Annotated in this window: 15 protein-coding genes; 3 read left to right on the plus strand and 12 right to left on the minus strand. The window is 72.5% G+C overall.

All coding sequences use genetic code 11. The features are described from left to right. Positions 1–135: 135 nt before the first annotated feature. From HC362_RS10595 to HC362_RS10610, 4 genes are all read right to left on the minus strand, one after another. Entirely contained in the window at positions 136–495 is a 360-nt protein-coding gene (locus HC362_RS10595; RefSeq protein ID WP_243083709.1) for a hypothetical protein, read from the minus strand. Continuing rightward, entirely contained in the window at positions 492–896 is a 405-nt protein-coding gene (locus HC362_RS10600) for a WhiB family transcriptional regulator (protein WP_209265756.1), read from the minus strand. Before HC362_RS10600 ends, HC362_RS10595 begins: the two co-directional genes overlap by 4 nt. Before the next feature lie 95 nt (positions 897–991). After that, positions 992–1264, minus strand: coding sequence for a hypothetical protein (locus HC362_RS10605; protein ID WP_243083711.1), 273 nt, complete (start codon positions 1262–1264; stop codon positions 992–994). A 239-nt stretch (positions 1265–1503) separates the two neighbouring features. Beyond that, the gene (locus HC362_RS10610; RefSeq protein ID WP_243083713.1) at positions 1504–3792 is read right to left on the minus strand and encodes an ATP-dependent DNA helicase UvrD2; all 2289 of its coding nucleotides are present in this window, start codon (positions 3790–3792) and stop codon (positions 1504–1506) included. A 108-nt stretch (positions 3793–3900) separates the two neighbouring features. Between HC362_RS10610 and HC362_RS10615 the strand changes: the two genes are divergently transcribed. Further along, entirely contained in the window at positions 3901–4143 is a 243-nt protein-coding gene (locus HC362_RS10615; RefSeq protein WP_208681087.1) for a mycoredoxin, read from the plus strand. 44 nt (positions 4144–4187) lie between these two features. Here HC362_RS10615 and nudC read toward each other — a convergent pair whose 3' ends face one another. The 5 genes from nudC to HC362_RS10640 form a co-directional block, all read right to left on the minus strand. Continuing rightward, positions 4188–5075, minus strand: a complete 888-nt coding sequence (nudC, locus tag HC362_RS10620) for an NAD(+) diphosphatase (RefSeq protein ID WP_243088481.1) — start codon at positions 5073–5075, stop codon at positions 4188–4190. A gap of 241 nt (positions 5076–5316) precedes the next feature. Further along, positions 5317–6723, minus strand: a complete 1407-nt coding sequence (locus tag HC362_RS10625; RefSeq protein ID WP_243083714.1) for a dipeptidase — start codon at positions 6721–6723, stop codon at positions 5317–5319. Positions 6724–6751: 28 nt separating this feature from the next. Then, on the minus strand, positions 6752–10201 hold the full coding sequence (locus HC362_RS10630) for an ATP-dependent DNA helicase (RefSeq protein WP_243083716.1): 3450 nt from the start codon (positions 10199–10201) through the stop codon (positions 6752–6754). A 105-nt stretch (positions 10202–10306) separates the two neighbouring features. Next, a complete protein-coding gene (locus HC362_RS10635) occupies positions 10307–13768 on the minus strand; it encodes an ATP-dependent DNA helicase (protein ID WP_243083718.1) in 3462 nt (1153 codons plus the stop codon). Between the two features lie 179 nt (positions 13769–13947). Further along, positions 13948–14304: an MGMT family protein gene (locus HC362_RS10640; RefSeq protein ID WP_243088482.1), complete on the minus strand. Its 357-nt coding sequence runs from the start codon at positions 14302–14304 to the stop codon at positions 13948–13950. Between the two features lie 167 nt (positions 14305–14471). On the opposite strand from HC362_RS10640, the gene HC362_RS10645 reads away from it, so the two are divergent. Continuing rightward, positions 14472–17333: a lysylphosphatidylglycerol synthase transmembrane domain-containing protein gene (locus HC362_RS10645; protein ID WP_243083719.1), complete on the plus strand. Its 2862-nt coding sequence runs from the start codon at positions 14472–14474 to the stop codon at positions 17331–17333. Positions 17334–17447: 114 nt separating this feature from the next. Further along, complete coding sequence (locus HC362_RS10650) at positions 17448–19139, plus strand: alpha/beta hydrolase (protein WP_243083721.1); 1692 nt, start codon at positions 17448–17450, stop codon at positions 19137–19139. Positions 19140–19194: 55 nt separating this feature from the next. On the opposite strand, the gene moeZ is transcribed toward HC362_RS10650, so the two are convergent. The 3 genes from moeZ to HC362_RS10665 all read right to left on the minus strand — a co-directional run bounded on the left by moeZ (position 19195) and on the right by HC362_RS10665 (position 22401). Then, positions 19195–20373, minus strand: a complete 1179-nt coding sequence (gene moeZ / locus HC362_RS10655; protein ID WP_243083723.1) for an adenylyltransferase/sulfurtransferase MoeZ — start codon at positions 20371–20373, stop codon at positions 19195–19197. An 85-nt stretch (positions 20374–20458) separates the two neighbouring features. Then, a complete protein-coding gene (locus tag HC362_RS10660) occupies positions 20459–21295 on the minus strand; it encodes a spherulation-specific family 4 protein (protein ID WP_243083724.1) in 837 nt (278 codons plus the stop codon). Continuing rightward, the gene (locus tag HC362_RS10665) at positions 21283–22401 is read right to left on the minus strand and encodes an NAD-dependent epimerase/dehydratase family protein (protein WP_243083725.1); all 1119 of its coding nucleotides are present in this window, start codon (positions 22399–22401) and stop codon (positions 21283–21285) included. The genes HC362_RS10660 and HC362_RS10665 overlap by 13 nt, the downstream gene beginning before the upstream one ends. Positions 22402–22576: the final 175 nt, after the last annotated feature.

Genomic DNA, 22576 nt, shown 5'->3' on the forward strand with positions numbered 1-22576 from the left:
CGCACGCGGTGGTGCAGCAGCCCTGGCTCGCGGCGGGGCAGTGGCGGAGCCTCCCGGCAGAGTAGTCGGCGGAACGCAGCAGTCGGCGGAACGCAGCAGAGCCGGGGCGGTTGCCCCGGCTCTGTCGCCTTCAGGTCACTGCATCACGGCCATCGCGAGGGCACGACGCGCGCGGAGGGTGGCGCGTTCGGCCCGCCGTTGGAGCCGGCGCGCGGTCATCAGCCGCAGCGCCCTCCGTTCCGACTCGGCCTCTTGCAGCCTGTCCTGTATCTGTGCTCGAGCCAAACTTTCTGGCATGAGTTGCATGTCCCGGGTCCTGTTCTGACGGACGACTGTCGCGTCGGAGTGGGTGCGTGCGGTGGTCTCGTGGACGGGTGTCATCGTCGGGTCCTGCTTCGTGAGGTGGCGCGTGCGCGGGTCGCGCGCCGACGGGCTGTCGATCGTTCCGGCAACCGCCTTGCGGCGGGCGAGCGATCCATGGCGACGGGAGCTCATGCCGTCACCGGGTTCTTGCGCGGACGGCCACGCGGACGCTTCCGCGGCACGACGACGCCCTGCACGAACAGCTCGCCGCCCCAGACGCCCCAGGGCTCGCGGCGGTCCTTGGCGCCGGCGAGGCAGGCCTCACGCAGCGGGCAGGTCTGGCAGAGGGACTTCGCGTACTCGACGTCCGCGGGGGACTCGGCGAAGAAGACCTCCGGGTCGTAGGAGCGGCAGGGAACATCGACGCCGAGCCGCTCGATGGCGTCGTCGAGCTCGGTGAGGGTGATCTGCGGGGCAGTCAAGGAGTCCTCCGTGGTGAGATCAGGCGGCAGAGAAGGCGCGGGGCGCAACGTGTCGGGGTGCGTCTCGGTGTGCACTTCGGTTCTTCCTGTCTGTTGTGTGTCTGTTGTCATGTCGGGCCGGCTGGTGGCCGGTCGGGGCAAACAGAAGGGCCGCGGATCCCGATGTGGGTTCCGCGGCCCTGGAAGGTGCCGACCTGATTCGCCGATCAGGCTGGATCTCTCCAGGGTCGGAGGCCACGGAAGGCCCACATCGTGTAGCGCTGCGTCTTCTGGCGTCCTTCGCCGGCACCGTTGGCCGCGGAGCTGCTGGCAAAGGCCACTGCCTGTGCCTGTGCTGCTACCTCGGGTGCCTTGGTCGGTCGCTCATTGCCGCCCAGGGCGACGCCGGACAGACCGGTGCCGTGGAGACGGGAGCCGAGCAGGCAGGCGGCAATGACCGAGTGATCGGTCATTTTCAGCTGCGTAATGATCGTGGCCACTGGTCTCGCCTCCTCTCGGCGTCTCGAGGACCCACCGTCAGGCAGGTCCGGAAATCTTCAGGACTAAGTACAGCATGGAAGAGGGGGAGCGAAAAGGCCCGCCCTCTCCATGTCCGGAAGGCTATGAGGCTCTGTACGGCGCGCGCAAACTATTTTTCGCGGCTTTCTGTCACAGCTTCTGTGACAGAGGACGAGGCCGCCTCGGCTCCAGGTCACAGCCCCGCCCGGCCGTTGGGGTTTCAGCGCCCGGTCTCGTCCTGCCGGGCGTCCTGCTCGGCGTCGGCGTGGAGCTCCTCCCCCGCGCACAGGGCGAGCACATCGGCGCCGAACTGCTGGAGCTTCCGGCTGCGCACTCCGGAGATCCGGGAGAGCGCGGCCTCGTCGCCGGGGACGGCCTCGGCGATGGCGAGCAGGGTCTTGTCGGTGAAGACGCAGTAGTCCGGCTGACCCAGCAGGGCGGCCTGCCGCGCGCGCCACTGGTGCAGCCGCTCGTACAGAACCTCGTCGAGCTCCGAGGGGCAGTCCTCGCAGCGCAACAGCTTCACCTCGCCGGGATCGGTCAGCGAGCGGCCGCACACCCGGCAGCGCGCCGGGGCCCTGCGTACGCGCTCGCGTCCCGTGGACCGACCGCGCTCGACACCGCCCGGGATGACGGTGCCGCCGACCACCGCGGGCCCGTACCGGGGAACGCTGCCACCGCCCGTTCCGGGGCGCAGGCCCTTGAGGAAGCGGCTGGGCTGTCTGCTGGGGCGGCCGCCCGGGGAGCGGGCGAGGGACCAGGAGAGGGTCAGGATGCGACGGGCGCGGGTGATGCCCACGTACAGCAGCCGGCGCTCCTCCTCTATCTGCTCCTCGGTCTTGGCGTAGGTGATCGGCAACATGCCGTCGGTGAGACCCACCACGAAGACCGCGTCCCACTCCAGGCCCTTGGCAGCGTGCAGCGAGGCGAGGGTGACCCCTTCGACGGTGGGGGCGTGCTGGGCCCTGGCCCGTTCGTCGAGCTCGGCGACCAGATCGGAGAGGGTCGCCTCGGGGTGGGCGGCGGCGAAGTCCACCGACAGCCGCACCAGCGCGGCCAGTGACTCCCAGCGGTCTCGCACGGCGCCTGATCCGGCGGGGGCGTGCGGGGTCCAGCCCTTGGTGCCTAGGACGGCGCGCACCTGGGACGGCAGATCCACCGCGTCGTCCAGCAGCGCGTCGTTGCCCCCCGCGCGCGCCGCTCCGCGCAGCACCACGAACGCCTCGCGCACCTCGGAGCGTTCGAAGAACCGCTCGGCCCCGCGGAGCTGGCAGGGGATTCCCAGATCGGCGAGGGCTTGTTCGTAGACCTCGGACTGGGCGTTGATCCGGTAGAGGACGGCGATCTCGTCTGCGGGCACGCCGGAGGCGATCAGGTCCCGCACCCGCCGGGCGACTCCCTCGGCCTCGCCCGGCTCGTCGGCGAACTCGGCGCAGACCGGCTCGGGGCCGGGCTCGCGCTGGGAGACGAGTTCCAGGCGGTGCTCGGCGGCGCGGCCGCGGGCGTGGGCGAGCAGCGCGTTGGCGAAGTGGACCACCTGGGGGGTGGAGCGGTAGTCGCGGACCAGCTTCACGACCGTGGCGCCCGGGTGACGGGTGCGGAAGTCGAGAAGGTGGTCGGCGGTGGCGCCGGTGAAGGAGTAGATGGTCTGGCTGGCGTCCCCGACGACACACAGGTTCTCCCGCTCCCCCACCCACAGTTCGAGCAGCCGCTGCTGGAGAGGGCTGACGTCCTGGTACTCGTCGACCACGAAGTGCTGGTACTGGCCGCGTACCGTCTCGGCGATGTCCGGGCGGTCCTGGAGGATGCCGACGGTCAGCAGCAGCACGTCCTCGAAGTCGATCACGGAGCGCTCGTGTTTGAGCTGTTCGTAGAGGTCGTAGATGCGGCCGAGCTCGGCCGGATCGCGGGGCGCTGCGCGGCCTGCCTTCGCGGCGGCGGCCGGATAGTCCTCGGGCACGGTCTGGGTGACCTTGGACCACTCGATCTCGCTGGTGACGTCCCGCAACTCGGTGCGGTCGAGCCGGACCCGGCAGCGGGCGGCGGCCTCGCTCACGAGCGCGGCCTTGCGCTCGACCAGGGGCGGCACCTCGCCCCCGACGGCGCGGGGCCAGAAGAACTGGAGCTGGCGCAGCGCGGCGGAGTGGAAGGTGCGGGCCTGGACGCCCTGGGCACCGAGCTGACGCAGCCTGCCGCGCATCTCCCCGGCGGCGCGCTGGGTGAAGGTGACGGCCAGCACCGCCGCGGGAGGCAGGATGCCGGCACGGACGCCGTAGGCGATGCGGTGGGTGATGGCTCTCGTCTTGCCGGTGCCCGCACCGGCCAGCACGCACACCGGACCGTGCAGGGCCGTTGCCACCTCGCGCTGCTCCGGGTCGAGCCCTTCGAGCACCGCGTCGGGAGAGTCGGGAACCCGCGGGAAGAGAGTGGAGTCCGTTGCTGCTGTCACCCCGCCATGCTGCCAGCCCCGCCGGGAGCCGCGGCACGGCTGTCCACAGCCCGGCCGCATTAGTCGTACAACTCTCCCTGGCCCGCTCCCCTACCCCCAGGGGGAATGCCGCCGGGGTCCCGCGCGTTCACTTGAGGCACCGAACGAGACGAAGGAGCAGTGAAGAAGATGGCGGGCACTGTGACGATGTACAGCACCACCTGGTGCGGCTACTGCCGTCGGCTCAAGGGCCAGATGGACCGCGAGGGCATCGCGTACACCGAGATCAACATCGAGCAGGACCCCGAGTCGGCGGCCTTCGTCGAGAAGGCGAACGGCGGCAACCAGACGGTGCCCACCGTCCTGTTCCCCGACGGCTCGACGCTGACCAATCCCTCCCTGGCACAGGTCAAGGAGAAGGTCGGCGCCTGACGCCACCGGCCCCGGCCGGCCCCGCGCACCGGGCCCGGCCCGCGTCAGTCGTGGAGGCGCGGCTGGGGCAGCGGCTTTCCGTACCAGCGTTCGACCAGGCGGGCCGCGATCGAGATCCCGGCGGGTGCCAGCACCTCGCCGGACTCGATCGCGGCCCGCAGGTCGTCGCGGGAGAACCAGCGGGCCTCCTCGATCTCGTCCCCGTCGACCTTGATCTCGGCAGAGGTCGCCCGTGCCATGAAGCCCAGCATCAGGCTGGAGGGGAAGGGCCAGGGCTGGCTCGCGACGTAGCTGACGGGGCCCACGGCCACGCCCGCCTCCTCGGCGACCTCGCGGCGCACGGCGGCCTCGATGGACTCGCCGGGTTCCACGAAGCCGGCGAGTGTGGAGAACCTGCCCCTGGGCCAGTGCACCTGGCGGCCGAGCAGCGCGCGGTCCTGGTCGTCGGTGACGAGCATGATGACCGCCGGGTCGGTACGCGGGTAGTGCTCGGCGCCGCAGGCCGGGCAGCGGCGGATGTGCCCCGCCGCCGCGATGACCGTCCGCTCGCCGCAGCGGGAGCAGAAGCGGTGGGTGCGCTGCCAGTTCTCCAGGCCGATGGCGTGCACCATCAGTTCACTGTCCCGGTCGCCGAGCAGGGGGCCGGCCTCGCGCAGTCCGGCCGGGCGGGCGGCGTCGTCCATCCTGCCGGGCAGCGAGTCCTTCTGGAGCGCGAAGTAGCGCACGCCCTCCCCGTCGATGCCCAGGAAGTAGCGGTGCGCCTCGGTGAAGGGCGCGTCGAAGGAGGGCATCGTCACGAGCTCGGTCGTGCCGTCCTCCTTGTCCTCGATCAGGGCCTGTCCTCCGGAGACCACGAAGACACGTGTGGAGGGGTGGCTCCAGGCGGCCGCCAGCCACGCCTCGTCCAGCCGGTGGTGCGATGCGCGGTCGATGCCCCCGGTCGAGGCGAGGGTGAGGGGCTGCGCGTCGGCCGCGGACGCCGCGGTGGCGCCGGTGTACGCGCCGCCGGTCGTGGCCTCGGGTGCGCCGCTGTCCCCTGCGGGCTCTCCGGTGGATCGGTCGGTCGAGGTCGGGATGGTCACTTCTGCTTCCTACTCCCCCTGGGTCGGGGCTCCCCGCCCGGTGGCCGGGTCGGGGGGCGGTTGGCGAGCGTTCGTGAATCGGTGGGCGTTGTCAGCCGCTCCAGTGTGCCGCGAGGTCGTCCCACAGGTACGCGGCCGTCTCGGCGCCCTTGAACAGCAGATCGAGTTCGATCTTCTCGTCGGGTGCGTGCCAGCCGTCGGAAGGGACCGAGATTCCGAGGAAGAGCACGGGCACTTCGAGGGCGTCCCGCAGATCGGCGGCGGGGCCCGAGCCGCCCTCCCGGGTGAAGCGGACGGGCTTGCCGAAGGCCCGCCCCATGGCGCGGGTGAGGGAGCGCAGCGCGGGGTGGTCGAGCGGGGTGAGGCAGGGGCGGGTGGCGCCCCAGAAGGTGATCTCGTGCCGGATGCCCGCGGGGAGCCGGGCCGCCACCCACTCGCGAAGCGACTGCTGGATCTTCCCCTCGTCCTGTCCGGCGACGGTGCGGAAGGAGAGCTTGAGCTCGGCGTGCGACGGCACGATGGTCTTGCCGCCGGGGCCCTGGTAGCCGCCGCTGATGCCGTTCACCTCCGCTGTGGGGCGGGCCCATACCCGCTCCAGCGTGGTGTAGCCGCGCTCGCCGAGGGTGGCCCGCGAGTGGGCCGTGCGCAGCCAGGACTCCTCATCGAACGGAAGTTCGGCGAAGAGGGTGCGTTCCTCCTCCGTGAGCTCCACGATCCCGTCGTAGAAGCCGGGCAGGGCCACCCGGCGGTCCTCGTCGTGCAGTGCCGCCGCGAGCCGGGCGGCCTCGGTGGCCGGATTGGGCACGGCGCCGCCGAAGGAGCCGGAGTGGATGTCCTGACCGGGCCCGTACAGGTCGATCTGGCAGTCGGTGAGCCCCCGCATACCGGTGCAGACGGTCGGGGTGTTCTCATCCCACATGCCGGTGTCGGAGACGACGACAGCGTCGCAGGCGAGGCGCTCGGCGTGGGTGCGCAGCAGCGCGGGGAAGTTCGGGGAGCCGGCTTCCTCCTCGCCCTCGATCAGCAGTTTGACGCCGACAGCCGGCGCGGTGCGCCCGGTGGCCGCCAGATGCGCGCGCAGCCCCAGGGCGTGGAAGAGAACCTGTCCCTTGTCGTCGGCGGCGCCACGGGCGTAGAGACGGCCGTCCCGTTCCTCGGGCTCGAACGGCTCGCTGTGCCAGCCGTCGGCGCGCACGGCGGGCTGGACGTCGTGGTGGCCGTAGACCAGGACGGTCGGCGCCGAGGGATCGTCGGAGGGCCACTCGGCGAAGACGGCGGGTGCGCCCTCGGTCTCCCAGACCTCCACCTCGGGGAAACCCGTACGGCGCAGGGCTGCCGCGAGCCAGTCGGCGCTGCGCCGAACATCGTCCGCGCGCCCGGGATCGACCGAGACGGAGGGGATGCGCAGCCAGGCGGTCAGCTCGGCGAGGAAGGCGGAACGCTGGTCCTGGATGAAGGTCCGGACAGCGCTGTCCGGGGGAGCGGGGGTGGTGCTCATGCCATCGAGCCTAACGGGCCACGGGTACTCACCCCTCGGCCGGAGGGCTTCCTCGATCCCCCGGGCCGGGATCGTCCGGCGGTGGCTCTCCCCGCAGCAGTCGTTCGAGTCCGGCGCGGTCCGGCAGCTCACCGGGCCGCACCAGCTCACCACTGCGTACATACAGGAACGCCGCGCTGACCGAGGACAGCGGAACGCCCTCCTGCTCGGCCCAGGCGAGCCGGTAGACAGCGAGTTGCAGCGGGTCGGCGTTCCGGCCGCGGCCGGTCTTCCAGTCGAGGATGTCGAATGTCACACTCCCGTCCGCCGCACGGTCGCGGTAGACGGCGTCGATCCGACCACGCACGACCCGTCCAGCGAGGACGAGCTGGAAGGGCGCCTCGACGCGGTAGGGCGTGCGCTGTGCGTACGGGGTGCGCTCGAAGGCCTCCTTGAGGGCCGCCAGATCCCTCTCGTCCGCGATGTGCGGCGGCTCGCTGCCGTAGAGCCCCTCGCCGTCCGCGCCGGGCAGCTCGTCGGGGCCGAGCAGGGGCAGGGGCAGCTCCTCGAAACGGGACTCGACCCAGGCGTGGAACCGGGTGCCCCTGCGCGCTGCCGCGGGCTGCGGGGGGCGCGGCATGGGCCGGGCCAGCTCCCGGGCGAAGCCCTCCGGGTCGGCGGCCAGGCGCAGCACCTGGGAAGCGCTCAGCACGCGTGGCAGGGGCACGTCCCGTACGGCGGCCCGGGAGCGGCGCAGTTCGCCGGTGAGCGCCCCGAGGTCGCGGTCCCAGGCGGCCGCCAGCCGGGCCTCCTCCGGAGTGAGCTCATCGGCGACCGCGTCCGTGCCCGAGTCAGCGTGCGTTTCCGCGTGCGTTTCCACATCCGTTTCCGCGTCCGTTCCCACTTCCGTTTCCGAGTCCGCTTCCGTTTCCGTTTCCGCCGTGCCGTCCCCGGCCGCCTCCAGATACGAGAGCACCCGCCGTGCCGCCGCACGGCGGCGCGCCAGCGCGTCCTCGTCCAGGGGCAGCGGCCAGACACGCTCCTCGGCGGGCTCCTCGAGCGCGGGGTTGGCCGCGCCCTCCTCCGGTGGCTCCGCCCAGTGCTCGATCTCGCCGTGTGCCGGGTTGGCCTCGCAGTGGTCGCGCAGGGCTTCCAGGAAGGCGGAAGGGCCACGCGGGCGCTTCTGCGAGTGACCCCACCAGTGGCCCGAGCCCAGCAGCAGGCTGCGCGGCCGGGTGAAGGTGACGTAGCCGAGTCTCAGCTCCTCCGTCGCCTGATGCGCACGGAGCGCGTTCTCGTGCTCCTTGAGGCCCTTCGCGTTCCACTCGGGGCGGGGCGGAAGCGTCTCGGCGTCGCCGCGCAGCGCGTACGGCAGCACCTTGGGCTGGCTGAGCCAGGTCTCGCGTGCCTGCTCGCTGGGGAACTGTTTGGCGACCAGGCCGGGCACCGCCACCACGTCCCACTCCAGGCCCTTGGACTTGTGCGCGGTCAGCACCTTGACGGTGTTCTCGCCACCCGGCAGCGAACTGTCCAGCCCCTTCTCGTACTGCATGGCAGTACGCAGGAACGCCAGGAAGGCCAGCAGGGTGGCCTCACCGTCCAGCGAGGCGAAACCCGCGGCGATGTCGAGGAACTGGCCGAGCGTCTCGCGCCGCCGGGCGGCCACCGCGTGCGGGGAGGCGGCCAGCTCCACCTCCAGCCCGGTGACGGACAGCACCCGGTGCAGCACGTCCATCAGCGGATCGGCCAGCGAGCGCCGCAGGTCGCGCAGTTCGGCGGCGAGCCGTGCGAAGCGCACCCGGGCCTCGGCGGAGAAGGGCAGGTCGTCGTCGTAGCCGTCGGCCTCGAGGAAGGTGTCCAGTGCGTCGGCGAGGGAGCGCACTTCGGTCGGGTCCGCGCCCTCGACAGCCGCGGCCAGCCGCTCGTCCGGATCGGCTTCCGCACGGCCCCGCTGGTGTGCGACCAGCAGCGCGGCGCGGCGTCCCAGCAGCGCCAGGTCGCGCGGCCCGATCCGCCAGCGCGGCCCGGTCAGCAGCCGGACGAGTGCGGCGTTGGCTGTGGGGTCCTGGAGCACTTCGCAGACGGCGACCAGGTCGGCGATCTCCGGCAGGTGCAGCAGTCCCGACAGGCCGACGACCTCGACGGGCAGGTCGCGTTCCACCAGCGCGCCCTGGATCTCGGCGAAGTCGGTGGCACTGCGGCACAGTACGGCGATCTCGCCGGGCGGGGTACCGGTGCGCACCAGGTGTGCGAGGGAGTCGGCCAGCCAGGCGATTTCCTGGGACTGGGTCTCCAGAAGCGCTGCCCGCACTCGTCCTTCCCGTTCGGCGCCGGGTGCGGCACGCAGCGCCTCGACGCCCTCGTGGCGCTCCCGCAGCGGTGCGGCCAGGCCGTTGGCGAGGTGCAGCAGACGGCCGCCGCTGCGCCGGTTCTCGCTCAGTGACTGGCGGCGGGCCGGAGTGCCGTCGGCGTGCGGGAAGTGGTGCGGAAAGTCGTCGAGGTTGGCGACGGAGGCGCCGCGCCAGCCGTAGATGGCCTGGCAGGGGTCGCCGACAGCGGTGACGGGGTGGCCGGTGCCCTGTCCGAACAGTCCGGCCAGCAGCACGCGCTGTGCCACGGAGGTGTCCTGGTACTCGTCCAGCAGGACGACGGAGAACTGCTCCCGCAGTGCCCGGCCCACCTCCGGCATTTCGGCGAGCCGTGCGGCCAGTGCGATCTGGTCGCCGAAATCGATCCGCTCCTGTGCCTGTTTGCGGGCTCGGTACTCCTCCACCAGGTCGAGCAGTTCCGCCCGGGCGAGGGTGGTCTGGGGTACTTTGCGCAGCTTGTCGTTGGTCAGCCGGGCGCCCTCCAGGCTCGCGAGGAGTTCGGCGTTGTGCTCGCGGAGCTGTTCGGGGGCGACGAGGTGTTCGGACAGCTCGGCGTCGAGCGCCAGCAGGTCCTCCACCAGCGCCGGCACCGACTTGGTGAGCGCCTGGAAGGGGCCCTGGGCCGCGCGCAGCACCCCGGCGGCGAGCTGGAAGCGGGTGGCGTCCGCCAGCAGCCGTACGGTCGGCTCGATGCCGAGGCGCAGCCCGTGTTCGGTCAGCAGCCGCCCGGCGAAGGCATGGTACGTGGAGATCTGCGGCTCTCCCGGCTCGCCGCCGTCGGGGACGCCTGGGAGGACGCCGGGGAGGCCGGGCACGCCGGACACGCTGTCGGGAGCCACCGGGGCCGGATCGGTCACCCCGGCGCTGTGCAGCGCCTTGCGCACCCTTTCGGACAGCTCGCCGGCCGCCTTGTTGGTGAACGTCAGCCCCAGGACGCGGTCGGGTGCGACCTGTCCGGTGCCCACCAGCCACACCACGCGGGCGGCCATGACGGTGGTCTTCCCCGAGCCCGCGCCGGCCACGATCACCTGGGGAGCGGGCGGCGCTGTGATACAGGCCGTCTGCTCCGGGGTGAACGGAATACCCAGCAGCTCGGCGAGCTGTCCGGGGTGGGTGAGCGGTGCGGGCACTCGTAAGACGCTAGCGTTCGCGGCTGACAGATCACCGCGCGGCCGGGGGAAGCGGCCACCTGGCCCGCCGGCCCCGCGCTTCCCCGCCGGGTGGCCCTCCGGGGCTCACTCGACGATCTGCCGGCCCTCCGGACGGGCCGAGCAGGCCGCGCGGAATGCACAGTGCGTGCAGTGCTGGCCCGGCGACGGGGTGAAGCGTTCGTCCAGGACCCGCGCCGCCGCTGTGGCCAGCAACTCGCCCACCCAGTCGCCGCCCGTGCCGCCAGTGCCGTCCGCGGACTCCGCTGCCGCCTCCTGCCGCTGGACGACCGGCAGCGTGTCCCCGCCGTCCCGTTTCGCGGCACCGAGCCGCAGGTGCACCAGCTCGGCCCCGCCCGGCTCCGGGCGTGCCCCGTCGAACAGCGCGTCCGCCGCGCCCTCCCGTACGGCGAGCTGGTAGACGGCGAGCTGCGGGTGGCGCTCGACCTCGGGTCCTGTGGGGCGGCTGCGGCCCGTCTTGAAATCGACCACGTAGGCGCGCCCCTGGGCATCACGCTCGACCCGGTCCATGCTGCCCCGGATGCGGACGGCGTGCTCACCGGCCCGCAGCGTGACGTCGAAACCGTGCTCACTTCCGGCCAGCTCGCGGCCCTCCCCGCGCTCCATGACGTGCCAGCGCAAGAAGCGCTCCAGCGCGGCTCGCGCGCTCTCCTTCTCCTGCCGGGACTTCCACGGCGCGTCGAAGGCGAGCCCGTCCCAGACCGCGTCCAGCCGCTCCATGAGCACCGAGAGGTCCGCCGGACTGCTGCCGGAGGCCACCTCGTCGGCCAGTACGTGCAGCGCGTTGCCGAAGCCCTGCGCCGCCGTGGCGGGCTCGTCGGCCTTGACCTCGCGGGCCAGGAACCACTGCAGGGAGCAGGTGCGCGCCAGCTGCTCCAGCGCACTGCCGGACAGCGCGACGGGTGCCTCCCGTTCGCGCAGCGGCACGCTGGAGCGGGTCTGTTCGGCCAGCCCCCACCAGCGCTGCGGGTGCGCGGCGGGAACGAGGGGATGGCCCTCCTCGTCGCGCTCGGCCGCGAGCCTGGCCAGCCGCCGCGCGGCCGCGTCCCGCAGCGCCGGAGAGGCCGCGGGGTCGACGGTGGTGGCCCGCAGCTCGGCGACCAGCGCGGGCACCGACAGGGGGCGGCGGGGACGGCTGCCGACCGGCTGCGGCTCGACGCCGAGCTCGGCCAGGAAACGCGAGGGCTGGTCGCCGTCCTCGGCCTGGGCGCGCACCGCCGTCACCACCAGGCGCTCCTTGGCGCGGGTCACCGCGACGTAGAACAGTCTGCGTTCCTCGGCCAGCAGCGCCCCCGGCGGCAGCGGCTCTGCGATGCCGTCCCGGCCGATACGGTCCGCCTCCAGGAGCGAGCCGCGCCGCCGCAGATCGGGCCACAGGCCCTCCTGCACACCCGCGACCACGACCAGCCGCCACTCCCGCCCCTTGGCGCGGTGCGCCGTCATCAGCCGTACGGCGTCCGGGCGCACCGCGCGTTGGACGAGGGTGTCGGCTGCGATGTCCTGGGCTTCCAGCTCTTCCAGGAAGTTGAGCGCTCCCCGGCCGCCGCCGCGCTCCTCCGCACGCGCCGCGACGGCGAACAGGGTGCATACGGCGTCCAGGTCGCGGTCGGCGTTGCGGCCCCCGGGGCCGCCCCGGCGCGCGGCCCGCTCCAGCCGGTCGGGCCAGCTGGTGCCGCTCCACAGCTCCCACAGGGCCTCTTCGGCGGTTCCGCCCCCGGCGAGCAGTTCGCGGGTCTTGCGCAGCAGCAGTCCGAGGCTGTGGGCGCCCTCGACCGCCCGTCCCGCGGGCGGTGCCGCGGTGGCATCCGAGTGCGGCGTATGGGCGACCAGCCGCTCGGGCTCGGCGAGTGCTTCGGCCAGCAGTACGTCGGAAGGGCGCGGCACCTTGGCTCCCGCTGCCCGCTCCTCCTCGCGCAGCGCACGGCCCAGGCGGCGCAGATCGGCGGCGTCCATGCCACCCAGCGGCGAGGTCAGCAGCGTCAGCGCGGTCTCGGTGTCGAGCGCCACGTGCTCCTCAAGCGCACCCGTCGCCGCCACCCGCAGCGCCGTCAGCAGCGGGGCGACGGCCGGCTCCTGGCGCAGCGGCACGTCGGCGCCGTCCACGTCGACGGGCACGCCTGCCGAGATGAGGGCGCGGCGTACGACGGGCAGGGAGCGGCCGCCCGCCCGCACCAGCACCGCCATCTCGCCCCAGGGGACGCCGTCCTCGAGGTGGGACCGGCGCAGCAGATCGGCGATGTTGTCCAGTTCGGCGCCGGCTGTCGGGTAGGTGAACACTTCGACGCGGCCGCCTTCCAGGCCGCTGCCGCCCTGCCGGTCCGGCGCCGGTGCTGGTGCCGGGGCCGATGCCGGACCGGCAGGGCGAGGTGCGCGGTGGGCACGGACGGCCTCGGCGGGGAGCCGGGTGAGCGGCATCCGGGCCGCCAGCTCGCGGGTGGCGGCCAGCAGCCTGGCGCCGGACCGCCGGGCGGTGCGCAGCACCCTGACGGGGGCGGGGGCGCCGGAGCGCTGCCGGAAGGTGTGGGGGAAGTCGAGGATGCCGTTCAGGTCGCCGCCCCGGAACGCGTAGATCGACTGGTCGGGATCGCCGAACGCCACCAGGGTGCGTGCCCCGCCGCCCGCCAGCGCGCGCAGCAGCCGCACCTGGGAGGGGTCGGTGTCCTGGAACTCGTCGACATAGATCGCGTCGTAGGCGCCGTGCAGCCGGGCTGCGACCTCCTCGCGCTCGGTGAGCAGAACGGCACGGTGCACCAGCTCGGCGTAGTCGAGGACGCCCTGCATGTCCAGGACGTCCAGGTACTCGGCGAAGAACCCGGCGGCGGCGCTCCAGTCGGGGCGGCCGGCGCGGCGGGCGAAGGCGTCGAGCGCGGCGGGCCCCAGACCCAGCTCCCGGCTGCGCGCGAGCACGGCCCTGACCTCGTCGGCGAAGCCCCGCGTCGTCAGGCAGGCGCGCAGTTCGTCGGGCCAGCGCACCGTAGCGCGCCCCCGGCGCTCCAGGGCGAGCTGTCCTTCGAGCAGTTCGCGGATGTGCAGGTCCTGTTCGGGACCGGTCAGCAGGCGCAGCGGTTCGGCGAACAGGTCGGCGTCCTGGTGCGCGCGCACCAGCGCGTAGCAGTAGGAGTGGAACGTCGTCGCCTGCGGGGCGCGCGGAGTGCCGACGGCGCCCGAGCGGGTCGCCTGCCGGGGCAGCCGGGCGGGGGCCGCCTCCTGGGCGAGCTCCTGGGCGAGCCGGTCCGTCATCCGGTCGCGCAGGTCGACGGCCGCCTTGCGGCTGAAGGTCAGCACCAGGATGCGTTCGGGGTCCACGCCCTCCCGCACCCTGGCGGCGGCGGCCTCGACCAGGGTGGTCGTCTTCCCCGCGCCCGGACCCGCCAGGACGAGAAGCGGGCCGCCGTGGTGGTCAACCACAGCGCGCTGCTCCGCGTCAGAGGCAGGGAGATCGACCGGCTCCGCCACGGAGCGCACCAGCCGGTACGCACCGGGCAGACGGGACCGCTGATGCGCGTCGGCAGTAAGGGAGGGACTCACGTGGATCGCCTAGGGGGAGGTCTGTGCGGAGCGGTACAGACGCTACGCCAGCGGACACATGTGTCGCAGCGCATCGCTCCTGTACCCCGTACGGCTGCTGTACTCCGTACGGACTCTCCAGCGCATGGGGCCTGTGGGCATGGCGGAAGCTGGGAACTGTGACGAGCCGCAGCGCGGGATCACCCGTCCTTCCCGTCCCAGCGGGCCCGGCGTATGTCGATACGCGGAGTGTGCCCCTGGCGGCGGGAGGCAGCGGTGGGCTCGCGCAGCGGGGTGCCCTCGGCGTGGTAGTGCGCCAGGGCCTCGCGCTCCTGCCCCGGCAGCGGTACGCCGTCGGCCCGCACCACGCGCCACCAGGGGACAGCGCCGCCGTACAGCGCCATGACCCTGCCCACCTGGCGGGGGCCGCCCTCCTCCAGCCATTCGGCGATGTCCCCGTAGGTCATCACCCGGCCGGCCGGAATCAGCTCGGCGACCTCGAGCACGCGCTCCGCGTAGTCGGGCAGGGTCGGCACGTTTCCAGGCATGCGGGCCATGCTGCCGTATGCCACCGACAGCGGCGCCACGCGGCCCACGGACGGCATCGAACGGCTGTCCGCGTGCGGTACCGATCGGCTGCCGATTCGTCCCTACGACCCCCGGAATGCACCCTCGTGCTCCGGGCCGCCCTCCCCTCGTGCCACCATCTTCCGGGCGGTGACGAGTGATACGGGACCAGGACGAGACGGCAGCAGCGGGACAGCGGCACGGTGAAGAGCCCCACCAAGGGGGCGCACCCGCCGCCGGCAGTGCTGCCCGCTCCTCCGACGGGGCCAGGGGTGAGGGGGAACCCGGCGAGGGGAATCCCGGTGAGGGATACCCCGGCAAGGGGAAGCCCGGCAAGGGGAACCCGGGCGGGGAGGAGCCCGGCGCCGGGCGCCCGGACGAGGAAGCCTCCGAAGCCTCCGACGAGCAGCCGGAGGCCGTCGCCGAGGGGGAACGTATCGAGATCGAGAGCGACGAACCGCTGCTCTCGGCGCGGGTGCACCGCCCCTCCGACCTGCTGCGGCTGGTGCTGGGGCTGCTGGGCATCGCACTGGTGCTCACCATCGCCAACTTCGCGCACGGCACCACGGCCGGTCTCGAACAGGACATCGACAAGGGGACGGCGGAAGCCCCCGACCTGCTGATCAGCCTGACCGGACTGGCCTCCAGCATCGCCGTACTGCTCGTCCCCGTCGCCTTCGCGATCGAACGCCTGATCAAACGGGACGGACTGCGGATCGCCGACGGCGTGCTGGCCGCCGTCCTGGCACACGGCGCCTCCCTCGCCGTCGACCTGTGGGTCGCCCAGGCGGCACCCGACTCGATCCGGGACGCGCTGACCAAGGCCATCACCCCGCAGGACGCCACCACTCCGGTACACAGCTATCTGGCGCCTGTCATCGCCTATATGACAGCCGTCGGCATGGCACGCCGCCCACGTTGGCGAGTCGTGCTGTGGGGCGTACTGCTGCTGAACGCGACGGCCGTGCTGGTGCCGGGGTACACCACGGCGTTCTCCATCGTCGTCACCATCCTGATCGGCTGGACCGTCGCCTACGGCACGCTGTACGCGGTCGGCACCCCGAACGTCAGGCCGACCGGCCAGACGCTGCTGGCGGGGCTGCGCAGGGTCGGCTTCAGGCCCGTCAGCGCGCTGCGCGTGGAGGACCCCGGCGAGGCCGACAAGCGGGACCACAACGACCGGGGGCGCCGCTACCGCGTCACCCTGGAGGACGGTCCGCCGCTCGATGTGACCGTCGTCGACCGCGAACAGCAGGCGCACGGCTTCTTCTACCGGGTCTGGCGCAGGCTGGCACTGCGCGGCATCACCCAGCGGCGCAGCCTCCAGTCGCTCCGGCAGGCGCTGGAGCAGGAGGCGCTGCTCGCCTACGCGGCCATCTCCGCAGGCGCCAACGCGCCCCGGCTGATCGCCACCTCGGAACTCGGCCCGGACGCCGTGATGCTCGTCTACGAGCACATCGGGGGCCGCAGCCTGGACGCGCTGCCGGACGAGGAGATCACCGACGACCTGATGCGCACGGCCTGGCGACAGGTCAAGGCGCTGCAGTCGCGCCGTATCGCACACCGCAGGCTGGTGGGGGACGCGCTGGTGGCGGACCGTTCCGGTGCCGTCTACCTGACGGATCTGCGGGGCGGTGAGATCGCGGCCGGCGACCTGATCCTGCGGATGGACGTCGCGCAACTGCTGACGACGCTGGGCCTGCGGGTGGGCGCCGAGCGCGCCGTGGCGACGGGCGTGGACGTGCTGGGCCCCGACGCCATCGCGGACAGCCTGCCGCTGCTCCAGCCCATCGCGCTCAGCCGCAGCACCCGTACGACCCTGCGGCGGCTCGCCAAGGAGCGCAGCCAGCGCGAACGCGAGGCGGTCATCGAGGCGTCCCGCGCGAGCAGGGTGACCCGTACCCGCGAGGAGGAGGCAGCCCAGCAGGCGGCGGCCGGCGGGCGCGCGCACCGCAAGTCGCTGCGCGCGGAGAAGAACGCCGAGAAGAAGGCGATAGACGAGGCGCTGGAGGAGGCCCGCGAGGAGGACCTGCTGGCGCAGATCCGGCAGCAGGTGCTGCGTATAAGGCCGCAGGCGCCCATAGAGCCCGCACGGCTGGAGCGCATCAAGCCGCGCACCCTGGTCAGTTTCATCGCCGGCACGCTGGCCGCCTACTTCCTGCTCACCCAGCTCTCCCAGGTGCCGCTCGACAAGGTGCTCGGCGCGAACTGGGCCTGGGTCGGCGGCGCGGTGCTCTTCTCCGCTCTGACGTATGTGTTCGCGGCGATGTCGCTGCTGGGTTTCGTACCGGAGAAGGTCTCCTGGTGGCGGACGGTGCAGGCGCAGGTGGCCGGCTCCTTCGTGAAACTCGTCGCTCCCGCGGCGGTCGGCGGTGTGGCGCTCAACGCCCGGTTCCTCCAGCGCGCGGGGGTGCGCCCCGGGCACGCGGTGGCCAGCGTGGGCGCCTCCCAGCTGTTCGGACTCGGCAGCCACATCACCCTGCTGATGCTGTTCGGCTACATCACCGGAACCGAGCACACCCCCACCCTCTCGCCCTCCCGCGCGGTCATCGCCGGGCTGCTGACCGCGGCCGTACTGGTGCTGATCGTCACAGCGGTGCCCGCGCTGCGGCGGTTCGTCTCCAACCGGGTGCGCTCGCTGTTCGCGGGTGTGGTGCCGCGGATGCTGGATGTGGTGCAGCGCCCGCAGAAACTGCTCACCGGTGTGCTGGGGATGCTGCTGCTGACGCTGGCGTTCGTGATGTGCCTGGACGCGTGCGTGCGGGCCTTCGGCCATGAGACGAGCTACGCGAACCTCGCCGTGGTCTTCCTGACGGCGAACGCGCTCGGCTCCGCCGCGCCGACCCCGGGCGGGCTGGGCGCCGTCGAGGCGGCGCTGATCGCCGCGCTGATCGCCTTCGGGGTGCCGAAGGAGGTGGCGACCCCGGCGGTACTGCTCTTCCGGCTGCTGACGCTGTGGATGCCGGTGCTCCCCGGCTGGCTGTCGTTCACCCACCTGACCCGCAAGGGCGCGCTGTAGGGGAGCCCCACGGGGCCGGGCCGCCGGAAACCACCCGTACGCACCACACAGCGCGCCCCCGGGCGCTCGGCGTCCGCACGATGAACGTCCCACCGTCTGTCGGGAGGACGTCCCATGCGCCGTTCCCGCTCCCCGCGGCCGGGCGCCGCCTTCGCCGCTGTGCTGATAGCGACCGCTGCCGTGACGAGCGGTTGCGGCAGCGGCGACTCGGACAGCACCGGAAAGGGTGAGACGCGGCCGAGGAGCGAGACCAGTCCGTCCGCCTCGGACAGCGGCTCCCACGCCCGCTCGTCACCGTCCACCAGTTCCTCGTCCGGCAGCGCGTCCCAGGACGGCTCCCCCGCTCTCCCGGACGCCCTCACCCGTCAGAAGCCGCACTGGTCGCGCTGCCCGGCGCCCAACGCGGCGCAGGGCACCGACGCGGGCTCCCCCGGCCCGCTGCCCCGAGGGGCGCGCTGGGAGTGCGCGAAGCTGAAGGTGCCGCTGGACTACAGCAAGCCCGACGGCCGCACCATCGGCATCGAGATGATCCGGGCGGCCGAGCGCAAGGGCGGCGGCAAGCGCATCGGCTCCCTGGTGTTCAACTTCGGCGGCCCGGGCGGCTCCGGAGTGGCCACCCTCCCCTCCTTCGCCCGGGAGTACGAGAAGCTGCGCGGGCGCTACGACCTGGTCAGCTTCGACCCGCGCGGGGTGGGCCGCAGCGAGGGGGTGAAATGTCTGAGCGACAAGCGGCTGGACGCCTACTTCGCCGCGGACTGGACGCCGGACACCGACGCGGAGGAGCGCCGCCTCTTCCGCCGCCAGGCATCCTTCGCCAAGGGCTGCCAGAAACGCGCCGGGAAGCTGCTGCCGCATCTGACGACGGAGAACACTGCGCGCGACCTGGATCTGATGCGGCAGGTGCTCGGCGACCGGAAACTGCACTACTTCGGCATCTCCTACGGCACCGAACTGGGCGGCGTCTACGCGCATCTGTACCCGCGGCACGTGGGCCGTGCCGTCTTCGACGCGGTGGTCGACCCCGGTTCGACACCGGCCCGCGGCTCGCTCAGCCAGGCCCGCGGCTTCCAGCTCGCCCTCGACAACTACCTGGAGCACTGCGCAGAAAGCGGTGAGCAGTGCCCGCTGGGCGAGGACCCCAAGGAGGGCAAGGAGCGCATCACCGGTCTGCTGGCCGATCTGGACGCCGAGCCGATGCCGACCGACAGCGGGCGCAAACTGACCGAGGCACTGGCCGAGGGAGGCATCGCCCAGGCGCTGTACTCGAAGGAGACCTGGGACCTGCTCACCCAGGGGCTCGAGGAGGCGCTGGTGGACAGCGACGGCTCGACGCTGCTGCTGCTCGCCGACGTGCTCAACGGCCGCAGCCAGGACGGCACCTACAGCACGCTCCAGTCGTCCCTGGCGGCCATCAGCTGTGCCGACAACAAGGAGCGCTACAGCGCCCGCGAGGTCAAGAACAAGCTGCCCGACTTCACCGAGGCCTCCCCGGTCTTCGGGCCGACGTCCGCCTGGGGGCTGACGTCGTGCCACGACTGGCCTGCCAAAGGCCGGTGGACCTCGCCCCCGGTACGCGCCACAGGATCGGAGCCGATCCTGCTGGTCGGCACCACCGGGGACCCGGCCACCCCGTACGGCGGGACCCGGGCGATGAAGGAGGAGCTGGGCAAGGGCGTCGGCGTGGAGGTGACCTACCGGGGCGAAGGGCACGGCGCCTACGACAGCAGCAACGCCTGCGTCCGCAAGGTGGTCGACGGCTATCTGCTGCGCGGCCTGGTGCCGCGCGACGGGAAGAGCTGCCGCTGACCGGGCAGGGGGTGGCACGGCCCCGACGTCGGCCGTGCCACCTACGGTGCCCCGGTCAGTAGACCGGCTTGTCCGGCTCGATCTGGTTGACCCAGCCGATGACGCCGCCGCCGACGTGCACGGCGTCGGAGAAGCCGGCGTTCTTCAGCACGGCCAGAACTTCCGCGGAGCGGACACCCGTCTTGCAGTGCAAGACGATCTTCTTGTCCTGCGGCAGGTCCTGGAGGGCGTTGCCCATCAGGAACTCGTTCTTGGGGATCAGCCGGGCGCCGGGGATCGAGACGATCTCGTACTCGTTGGGCTCCCGCACGTCGATGATGTCGACGCTCTCGCCGTCGTCCAGCCACTCCTTGAGCTGCTTGGGAGTGATGGTGGAGTCGGCGGCCGCCGCCTGCGCCTCGTCGGAGACGACGCCGCAGAACGCCTCGTAGTCGATGAGCTCGGTGACGGTGGCGTTCGGGCCGCAGACCGCGCAGTCGGGGTCCTTGCGGACCTTGACCTGGCGGTAGCTCATCTCCAGCGCGTCGTAGATCATCAGACGGCCGACCAGCGGGTCACCGATGCCCGCCAGCAGCTTGATCGCCTCGTTGACCTGGATCGAGCCGACGGAGGCGCACAGCACGCCCAGCACACCGCCCTCGGCGCAGCTCGGCACCATGCCGGGCGGCGGGGGCTCCGGGTACAGGCAGCGGTAGCAGGGACCGTGCTCGCTCCAGAAGACGCTGGCCTGGCCGTCGAAGCGGTAGATGGAGCCCCATACGTACGGCTTGTTCAGCAGCACGCAGGCGTCGTTGACCAGGTAGCGGGTGGCGAAGTTGTCCGTACCGTCCACGATCAGGTCGTACTGCGCGAACAGCTCCATCACATTGGACGAGTCGAGCCGCTCCTGGTGCAGGTTGACCTGGGTGTAGGGGTTGATCCCCAGCACCGTGTCCTTGGCCGACTCGGCCTTCGACCTGCCGATGTCCGCCTGGCTGTGGATGATCTGCCGCTGCAGGTTGGACTCGTCGACCTCGTCGAACTCGATGATGCCGAGCGTCCCGACACCGGCGGCCGCGAGATACATCAGGGCGGGCGAACCGAGGCCGCCCGCACCCACACAGAGGACCTTCGCGTTCTTGAGCCGCTTCTGACCTTCCATCCCGACATCCGGGATGATCAGGTGACGTGAGTACCTGCGGACCTCGTCGACGGTGAGCTCGTCGGCTGGCTCGACCAGGGGTGGCAGTGACACGGAGACTCCGATGGTCGGTGGGACGTGCGGGAAGTCACCCGCCCGGGGGCGGGCTGTTCCTCTCGTAACACTGCCACGCGCTATCTCATTCCGAGACACCTGGTCCAAGGCACGAGACGATCTCGTCCCAGTAGCCGGGCAGCGCCGCCCACGGATCCTGCCCCCTCTCCCGCGTGCGGTCGGTGAAGCAGACGGTGCCCGCGCCCTGCCAGCGGGCGATGCGCAGCGCCTCCTCCAGATGCGTACGGGGCAGCGAGTGCACCAGGTGGCAGAAGCGCTCGGCCGGATGTGCCGCGGTCCACTCCTCGGCCTGTGACCAGCGGTAATCCGCCCAGCTCCCGGCATAGGTGACGAGCTGGTCGGCGCACAGCACGTAGTCGGGGTGCGGGTGGCAGCCGTGCGCCAGCACCAGATGGCCGCCCGTCCCGCCGTCGGCGCCGCCGCACAGGGCGCGCAGGGTCGCGGTGAGGCGTTGGGTGTGCCGCAGCCGGGAGGGGTCGCCGGGGCAGTGCGCCAGATAGAAGCCGTCCACCCGGTACCAGTCCAGGAACCGGTGTGCCTCGGAGACCAGCTCCCCGAATGTCCGCACGCCGTCTTGCATGTCGAGACGGCCGAGTACCGCAACGCCTCCGGCCCGCAGCGCGGCCGCCGCGGGGGCGCAGAACGGGTCGGGCCGCGCGCCCGGTCCGTCGGCGATGTCCAGTACGGCCCAGTGCAGCGGACCGGCGTCGGGAACCGCCCCGGGACGGCCGTCGATTCCGGGACGGGCACCGAGGCCGGGGCGGGAGAGCTCCGCCCACTCCAGGGGGGCCAGTATCGGGTGGGCACAGCCCGGCACACCGATCCCCAGCCGCTGCCTGACCGTCCCGCTGCTGTCGCCGGCCGGACGGGCGCGACCCGGAGGTGTCGTCAGATACGGCATGCCGCCTCCATCCAGATGTCGGCCAGCGACTCCTCCAGGCCGATCCTGGGGCGCCAGCCGAGCCGGTCGCGTGCCGTGCGGACGTCCGCCTGCTGCCAGGCACCGCAGCCGTCGGGATACGGATACGAGGCAGGCTGCTGCGGCTGCGGGGGGTGGGCGTGGTGGGCCGCGACGTGCTGCGAGCCGTGCGACTGCGCGGGGATCACGGGGCCATGACTCCCCAGCCCACCCGCCGGTCCGCCGTGACCGCCGTGACCACCGGAAGCGGCATGTCCTCCCGGCCCGGACGGACCGCCCGGGCCGCCCATGAGACCGACCGGGTGGCTGTCCGCCGCCCCCTGCCCGCCGGGACCGCCGCCCTGCTCGTGGACCGCCCCCGCGTACCCGGCGACGCGGGCCAGCAGCGAGGCGGCGTCGCGCAGCCGTACCGCCCTCCCGGTGCCGATGTTGACGATTCCCTGCGCCGCCGACAGCGAGGCGGCGTGCACGGCCCGCGCGACGTCACGGACGTCCACGAAGTCGCGCTGCACGCCCAGTCCGCCCAGCTTCAGCTCGCTGTCGCCCTGCTGCATCGCGCGCCGCATCGCCTCCGCGACCCGCCCCAGCGGGGTGCCCGCAGGGGTACCGGGGCCGATGGGCGAGAACACCCGCAGCACGACGGCGTCCAGCCCGGAGGCGAGTACGAGCTCGGTGCCCGCCAGCTTGCTCACGCCGTACGGCCCTCCGGGGCGCGGAATAGCGTCCTCGCCGGTGGAGGAGCCGACCTGGGAAGGGCCGTACTCGGCGGCGCACCCCACGTGCACCAGTCGGGCACCGCAGCCGCTGCGGCGCAGCGACTCGCAGACGGCCGCGGTGGCGACCACGTTGTGCCGGATCAGCTCGCGCCCGTTGCCCCGGGTGGTCCCGGCGCAGTTGACGACCACACCGGGGTGCACCGCGTCCAGAAAGCGGGTCAGGGCGCCCGGGCTCCCGGTCGACAGGTCGAAACGGACGTCCGCCTCGTCGCTCCTGCCGAGCGCGGTGAGCTGTACGGCGGGGTCGGCCAGCAGCCGGTCGGCGACAAAACGGCCCAGGTATCCGCTGGCACCCAGCAGCAGCACTCTCATCGAGCGACCTCCCCGCAGGAGAGGGGGGTACGGCGGTCTCGCACGCCGGCGTGCGGTCGTCGCACGGTGGTGCCACGGTGTGCCAACAGCGCGTGGATCATGAGGGCTTGCTCCTTGTCGGTGTCGCACGGGCGGGTACGTAAGCCCGTGCCGGAACGTGGGGTCGGGAGCGGTG

The organism is Streptomyces sp. 891-h, from assembly GCF_022760275.1.
GTDB lineage: Bacteria > Actinomycetota > Actinomycetes > Streptomycetales > Streptomycetaceae > Streptomyces > Streptomyces spirodelae.

What these genes read in the sequence shown, in the direction of transcription:
- HC362_RS10625 (WP_243083714.1), bottom strand. Translation starts at nt 6,723, where the DNA reads ATGAGCACCACCCCCGCTCCCCCGGACAGCGCTGTCCGGACCTTCATC.
- HC362_RS10665 (WP_243083725.1), bottom strand. Translation starts at nt 22,401, where the DNA reads ATGAGAGTGCTGCTGCTGGGTGCCAGCGGATACCTGGGCCGTTTTGTC.
- HC362_RS10610 (WP_243083713.1), bottom strand. Translation starts at nt 3,792, where the DNA reads ATGCGGCCGGGCTGTGGACAGCCGTGCCGCGGCTCCCGGCGGGGCTGG.
- HC362_RS10650 (WP_243083721.1), top strand. Translation starts at nt 17,448, where the DNA reads ATGCGCCGTTCCCGCTCCCCGCGGCCGGGCGCCGCCTTCGCCGCTGTG.
- HC362_RS10595 (WP_243083709.1), bottom strand. Translation starts at nt 495, where the DNA reads ATGAGCTCCCGTCGCCATGGATCGCTCGCCCGCCGCAAGGCGGTTGCC.
- HC362_RS10640 (WP_243088482.1), bottom strand. Translation starts at nt 14,304, where the DNA reads ATGGCCCGCATGCCTGGAAACGTGCCGACCCTGCCCGACTACGCGGAG.
- HC362_RS10615 (WP_208681087.1), top strand. Translation starts at nt 3,901, where the DNA reads ATGGCGGGCACTGTGACGATGTACAGCACCACCTGGTGCGGCTACTGC.
- HC362_RS10660 (WP_243083724.1), bottom strand. Translation starts at nt 21,295, where the DNA reads ATGCCGTATCTGACGACACCTCCGGGTCGCGCCCGTCCGGCCGGCGAC.
- HC362_RS10600 (WP_209265756.1), bottom strand. Translation starts at nt 896, where the DNA reads ATGACAACAGACACACAACAGACAGGAAGAACCGAAGTGCACACCGAG.